The sequence below is a fragment of the Formosa algae genome (assembly GCF_001439665.1).
Lineage (GTDB): Bacteria > Bacteroidota > Bacteroidia > Flavobacteriales > Flavobacteriaceae > Formosa > Formosa algae.
In genome coordinates this window covers 1-6920 of sequence record NZ_LMAK01000055.1, presented here as the reverse complement: position 1 = coordinate 6920, position 6920 = coordinate 1, and the positions used below count along the sequence as shown (strand labels likewise).

General features: G+C 29.8%; 7 protein-coding genes. All 7 read right to left on the bottom strand.

Features of this window, described 5'->3' with window-relative positions; all coding sequences use genetic code 11:
• Positions 1-55: 55 nt before the first annotated feature.
• On the bottom strand, positions 56-1096 hold the full coding sequence (locus AST99_RS12570) for an N-acetylneuraminate synthase family protein (protein WP_057782190.1): 1041 nt from the start codon (positions 1094-1096) through the stop codon (positions 56-58).
• Between the two features lie 95 nt (positions 1097-1191).
• The gene (locus AST99_RS12565) at positions 1192-1992 is read right to left on the bottom strand and encodes a sulfotransferase family protein (protein ID WP_057782189.1); all 801 of its coding nucleotides are present in this window, start codon (positions 1990-1992) and stop codon (positions 1192-1194) included.
• Positions 1989-2636, bottom strand: coding sequence for an acylneuraminate cytidylyltransferase family protein (locus tag AST99_RS12560; protein WP_307415098.1), 648 nt, complete (start codon positions 2634-2636; stop codon positions 1989-1991). The genes AST99_RS12565 and AST99_RS12560 overlap by 4 nt, the downstream gene beginning before the upstream one ends.
• A gap of 89 nt (positions 2637-2725) precedes the next feature.
• Entirely contained in the window at positions 2726-3823 is a 1098-nt protein-coding gene (locus AST99_RS12555) for a glycosyltransferase family 4 protein (protein ID WP_057782187.1), read from the bottom strand.
• A 7-nt stretch (positions 3824-3830) separates the two neighbouring features.
• Positions 3831-4808: a glycosyltransferase family 2 protein gene (locus tag AST99_RS12550; RefSeq protein ID WP_057782186.1), complete on the bottom strand. Its 978-nt coding sequence runs from the start codon at positions 4806-4808 to the stop codon at positions 3831-3833.
• A 9-nt stretch (positions 4809-4817) separates the two neighbouring features.
• Complete coding sequence (locus AST99_RS12545; RefSeq protein WP_157486380.1) at positions 4818-6032, bottom strand: glycosyltransferase; 1215 nt, start codon at positions 6030-6032, stop codon at positions 4818-4820.
• Positions 6033-6045: 13 nt separating this feature from the next.
• Positions 6046-6861 (bottom strand): glycosyltransferase family 2 protein, encoded by an 816-nt coding sequence (locus AST99_RS12540; protein WP_057782184.1) that lies wholly within the window; start codon positions 6859-6861, stop codon positions 6046-6048.
• Positions 6862-6920 lie beyond the last annotated feature (59 nt).

Sequence of the window (6920 nt, the reverse complement as noted above, 5' to 3'; positions counted from 1 at the left end):
ATCGCAATCAACTCCCCTCTTGAGAGGGGTCAGGGGTGTGTATTAAGAAAAACAATTATTCAACATCATCCCAAGTCAACTGCTCATCATCAGAAATATCTCGAGTAGCAACCTTTCCCAACAACGACTCAAAATGTTCGGCTAAAATCTCACCAGTCCCTGGGCGTTTCACCCAAATATTAGCTTTAGTAAACGTCTCTCCTTTTTTAATCGGTGCAATAGTACAAACGGTAGCAAAAGCAAAATCTATAGTCACTTGCTCTTCTTTAGCGGGTGCTTTAGTTCCTCCGCGCATTAGTGCCATTTCAGCACTATTTACAATTAAATCTTTACAAGCCTGTTCATCCATACTACAAACAATATCCGGACCTGTACGCTCCATATGATCTGTAAAATGACGTTCTAAAATACTAGCGCCTAATGCCACTGCGCCTAAGCATGCATTATTATTCAAAGTATGATCACTTAATCCAAAGACTTTATCAGGAAAAGCAGCATGTAATTCTTGCATAGCTCCAAAACGCACCAAATGAATAGGCGTCGGATAGAGGTTAGTAGTATGTAATAAAGCAACAGGCACTTTGTATTTATCAAAAATAGCCACCGCCTTTTTTACACTTTCAATAGTATTCATTCCGGTGCTTAAAATAACAGGCTTCCCAAACTGGGCAATATGTTCTAATAACGGATAATTATTACATTCTCCAGATCCAATTTTATAAGCTGGAATATCAAAACGTTGCAAGCGTTCCGCCGCTGCTCTTGAAAACGGGGTAGAAATAAAAATCATGCCTTTAGATTCTACATAGGTTTTTAAAGCCAGTTCGTCAGCTTCATTCAAAGCGCAACGGGCCATAATATCATAAATAGAGATATCGGCATTTCCAGGTATAACTTTTTTAGCGGCACCACTCATTTCATCTGCTACAATATGAGTTTGATGTTTAACCATTTCTGCACCAGCACGAGCCGCCGCATCTACCATAGCTTTGGCAACGGCTAAAGAGCCCTCATGATTAATACCAATTTCAGCAATAACTAGTGGAGGATAATCAGGGCCTATTTTACGACCTGAAATTTCTATATATGAATTCATTTGTTTAATTTTAATCTATGAGGTAAACATAATAAATTGTAGAAGAGATTAAAAGCAATTTAATAAATTGTTACAGCTTATCAGATGTTAGCATTTCACATATACCCTAATTTACTGAGTGCTGTTTGCATGATAGCTTCTAAATGCAATTTCTCATCATCTGCTAATAAATCCATTTTATAGTTTGTACTTTGGATTTGATTTAAATCAAAAGCACATTCTGTATTTACACCGATAAAATTTAATAAAGAAGCTAATTCTTCTTTGGGGCTTTTAGATAATTTTTCATAACTAATGTGATATTTATCTTCTTGTGGTATGTGTTCTAAAAACTGTTCTATTTCTAAAATAGAATCATTGTAATATTCGGCGCATTTTAAAACGAACTCGTCTTCTGAATAATACTTAGCATATATGACTTTATTTAGATATTCTTTCTTCGCCCAAGATCTAGCTACCGCTACTCCATGCCTATACAAGTGTATATATTTGGCATTTGGATACATTTTTTTAATTTCTGGTAGTATAAATGTTATCGCTGGACTTTTTAAAACAAATTGTTTTTTGTTGGCATTCAATTTTGCATCTAAAATTACTTTTAATTTTTTTCGATAATACCAATTCCATTTTGCTAAACTTTTATCGGCTGTTAGCCTATAATTTATCAAATCAGTATATAACGGTTTATGTTTTTGACCTTCAGGTAAAGCCGTTAAAAACCAGTCATATTGTTCTTGCTGATTAATATCTAAGGCTTTATTGGTCATTAACATATCGACTAGCAACGTACTTCCACAACGACCTGTTCCTAATATAAATATAGGTGTTTGTCCATTCCCTACTAAGTTAATATAAGTGGATTTAATTATTTTTTTTATTTTTTGTAAACCATTCATGATGTAATATTATTAAAAACATATTCTGCATATTCTAAATCTTCTTGGGTATCAATATCGACTTTAGAAAATGGATGTTCTACCACAAAGGGCAAGGCATCTTCAGTCATAATAGATCCATCTCGAATAGCATTTGCAGTTGTAATATATAACAAGCCATTCTCATAATATAGAGGTTCTAAATCTTGACTACGTTGACCTGGTGTATAATTAAAAGGCACGAAGGTGTTATTGACAATCTTACCTAATTTATCATGATTACGAGTTACAGTAAAAACGCTAGTACAATTTTTAGCTTTAAATTCTATAAACACCTTTTTAAATAAAATTTCAGGTCGTAAAGGGTTTGTAGGTTGCAACAACACAACAGTTTCAATGGCAGCATCATCTAATTCCGCTAACACATGCTGTAAAGTGCTAATGGTAGGCTCTAGATCACCTGATAATGATTGAGGTCTATCAATCACCAAAGCACCATAGTCTATGGCGATTTTTTTTATATTTTCATCATCTGTACTTACGTACACTGCATCAATCTCTTGTTGCTCTAAGGCATATTTTATACTGTGAGCTAATAATGGTAAACCTCCTAATGGTAAGGTGTTTTTAAACGGTAAACGTTTAGATCCTCCTCGGGCTGGAATGATGGCGATAGTTTTTATAATTATGAATTTTAAATGTTAGTATAAAATTAGGGTTAACAAAATCAATATATCTTACTAAATATTTTTTATTAAATTAATTCTTCTTCCATTACTCTCTCCATATTACACATCCAAGTATCAAAATTATACACTTCGCTGGGCAACATAAATGGATTACCTTCATAGTTATAAGACACGTACGTTTTATTCATAACTTTTAGCCAACTTGAAGGGTTATTCGGAAAATCAACCATAACTCCATATTCACCATATTTCATTATTTCTGGCAACGGCTCAATGTCCGATACTAAACAATAGCATCCTGATTTTAGTGCCTCTGTTAAAGCTAATGGATGACCTTCATGAAAAAGTGTAGGAAACAAATAAAAAGTTGAAATTTGATAATAGGGGGGTAATAGTTCGTTAGCTATTTTCCCTAAATATGTAACTTGATCAATTTCATCATATTTTTTTGTACCAATTATTAATAATTCTACATTTGATTTGTCTTCTATAAAAACTTTCCATGCCTCTAAGATTATATGTAATCCTTTTTTCTTTCTATCCTGAGATAACCATAAATAATAAACTTTATCTTCTTCTAGACCAAGTGAATTCTTAATTTCCTGTTGTTTTTTAGTAGTAGCTATATGAAACTTATTTTGATCAACACCATTATAAAACTGTTTCACTTTACAACTTATATCAGATCTTTTATTTATTTGAAATCGATAAGCCGCCATAGTTAACACCAATAAAGTATCCATACAATCGTATGCTTTATTACCTTGAAGATAAATATCATAACCATGTAAATGAAAAATTATCCTAACTCGATTCCTAATTCCATTCCTTACTAAAATTAGATGCAAGTTGATTAATAACTTGACATCATCTATGATATTTACTATAATTACTTCATTAGTAGAATTTAAAATTTTTTTTATTCTATTATAGTACTTTAGATAATTATGATTGTATAAATATTTATTAATACTAAAATATTTAGAATATAATAAATTAACTGGTAGATATTCTGTATTAATAAAATCATCGTCTGATTTTGGTGCAATAATATGAGATAATAATTTTGGTTTTTCTTTAGCTAATTTAGCATACATAATATTCCAACTTCCTATAGTTTTTGTAGAAATTGGTATAGTTGAAAGTAATATATTTATATTCATTGATTTATTATTTAAAAAATGAAAAACCCTTTTTAAAAATTACAGTAGTCAAAACTGCCAAATTTAATTTATATGTCTGTAAATTGTTGCTTGAAAGTACACTTATAGCATAATTTAATTTATAACTATGCTTTTTTCGCAATTGAATACGAATATTAATTTCTTTTTGTAAAACTACTAATTCATAAAAAGACTGAAGCGTTTTTTTGGCTGTAATCTTTTGATAACTCAACCTAGATTTATCAGGAATCCGATTAACATTTTTAAGCGTAAAAAAATGATATTTCAATACATCTTCTAATTTTTTTATCGAAAGAGTTGCTTTTGCAGAAACTCGATCATCTCCTCTTCGTATAAGAAATAAATAAGAATCACTATAAAACATAAAACATAATCCCTTTAATAACATTCTAAAATGAAACTCTGTATCTTGAATTTTTAATCTTTTCTCATCAAATAATTCTTGTTTTATTAAAAAACTTCTTTTCCAAAGTGGTCCGTGTGTTATAAAAAATAATTCACTAGACACATAATCTAAGAAAACATTTTCTAAATCAAGTTTTGGCTTCTTTACATCAACATTAATAATATTTTTGTTTTCAAAATAAGCGCCATAAGCTAATACTGCATCTAAGTTTGGATGACAATTAAATAATTTTATTTTTTTGTTTAAAAAATCAGGAAGCATAATATCATCACTATCAAACCAATTCACATATTCCCCCTTACTTAACTCAAACCCATAATTGCGTGCGGCATTACCACCTGGTAAACGATCTTTGGGTCTATGATGATATTGAAATCTACGATCTCCATTACAATAATCTTCTACAACTTTAGCCGTATGATCAGTACTTCCATCATCTACAATAATACATTCCCAATTTTGATATGTTTGGTCAATGATAGAATCAAGAGTTTCACTTATTAGATGAGCTCTATTATATGTTGGTATTATTATTGATATTAACGAGGCTTCTTTCATCAAAAATTTTTATATATTATAATAGGCTTCTACCATACTAGAAACATCAAAATTAGTGTTTGCCCATGTGTTTGCCTTTAAACTCATAGTTTTGTACATATCTGGTTTTTTTATACAGTTAATAATAGCATTAGTCAAATCTTCTATGTTTTTTTGCTCGACAAGGATACCTGTATCATGATTAATTGTATACGGTACGCCACCACTTCTAAAGCCAAGTATGGGTAATCCCATAGCTTGGGCCTCAGCTGTAACTAATCCTTGCGCCTCTTCTCTTCCTTCCTTATCTTTTAGTGATAGCATCAAAAAAATATGACTAGAATCTAATTTGTCAATTATGTATTCTTGAGAACGTGCCCCTAATAATTTAACATGCTCTTGTAATTTTAATTCTATTATTAAATTGTTTAAATATTCAAATAACTCTCCAGTTCCTATTATATTATATTTGATATTAAAACCTTTATTTACCAATATTTTAACTACTCTTAAGCCATACTCATGGCCCTTCAATTCAATTAAACGTCCCACACTAATTAGATAAATTGGATCTTTAAAAGGTAATATTTTAGGCAATTTTTTAGGAGTATATAGTTTTAAATTTATGCCTACAGGCACAACTTTAATTTTGGTAGAAGGGCAGCCTAATCCAATAACTTTATCTTTAAGGTATGGAGTATTTACAGTAATCAAATTTACTGTATTAAATATTATTTGATATCTGTGTTTAATATTTTCATATTTTTTTTCTTCTTTCAAAAAAGCATCCACGCCATGAAATGTGACAATAATTTTCGATTTAATAAAACCAATTTTTTTTAATAATGGTATTAGATCTCCGGCAATTGCAAAATGAATATGGAAAATATTAGCTTTCCTATAGGGTTTGTAATACTTTAATTTAAATACAAATTCTAGACTAACTCTATTAAGAACTAAACAGCATTTAAAAAAATAGAAGAAAATCAAAGGATTTAGCAAGAGAATTAGAGCTTGAAAGTACCTTTGAAAAGATTTTTGAGGTTCTTTAAATTCTAATACTTTTTCGTCTAAACTATAGTGGTTATATAATTCCGATTGAGACGAATTTTTGCTACTTTTTTTCTTTTGAGCTAATATAACTACGTTACTACCTTGATCTAAAACCTGTAAAATATTAGAAATGACAAATGTTTCCGAAACATTTGGAAAAACCGTTACCATATAAATTATTGTATTTTTCAATATTTTTATTTTGCTATTTACCTAATTTAAATATTGATACTCTAAATCTATTTAACTTCTTAAGTATCTTATTTTTTAGCAAACTTTGATATAATTTATAATGTTGTGTTTTAGCAAGCTTATCATATACAACTAGACGAGACGCGTCTTGTAAAAATAAAGGAAAATGTTCTTCTAAACTTTGTTCTCTTTCTTTCAAAAGACTTGCCCTAAACTCTGGATTAGCAGATATGCCTGTAGTATCGTAGGCCGTTACAGTGCAATTAATACGTTTATAAGAAGCATTATATTTACATATTGCCTTTAAAAAAAATTCCCAATCTGAAACTATCTTAAAATCTTCTCGATAATAGCCTAATTCAATAAATAATCTTGTTTTTATAAACGTAGCAGGGTGTGGTAAATGCCCTTTATAATAAAAATGATTAAAGGTTAATTTTTCTGGATATATCTTTAACTCTGTTGTATTATCATTTACTCTTAATAAATTACCATAAACTATATCTTTATCTAAACCTAAACTAACAATAGTACTTATAGTATTATTTGCAACCAAAGCATCTCCGCTATTTAAAAATAACACATAGTCTCCTTTAGCTTGAGCAATCCCTTTATTCATAGCATTGTATATGCCGGAATCTTTTTCACTAATCCAGTACGACAATTTAGAGTCATGTTGTTTTATATAAGTAGCACTTCCATCGGTAGACCCACCATCAATAACCACATATTCTATTCCATTATAGGTTTGCTTAATAACACTCTGTATAGTCTTTTTTAAACCTACTAAATTATTGTAATTTATGGTGATAATTGAAATGAATGTCATTTAAATAAAAAATTAAGATACAGTAAACTTATTTAAAGTATAAGAATATTGAATATTAG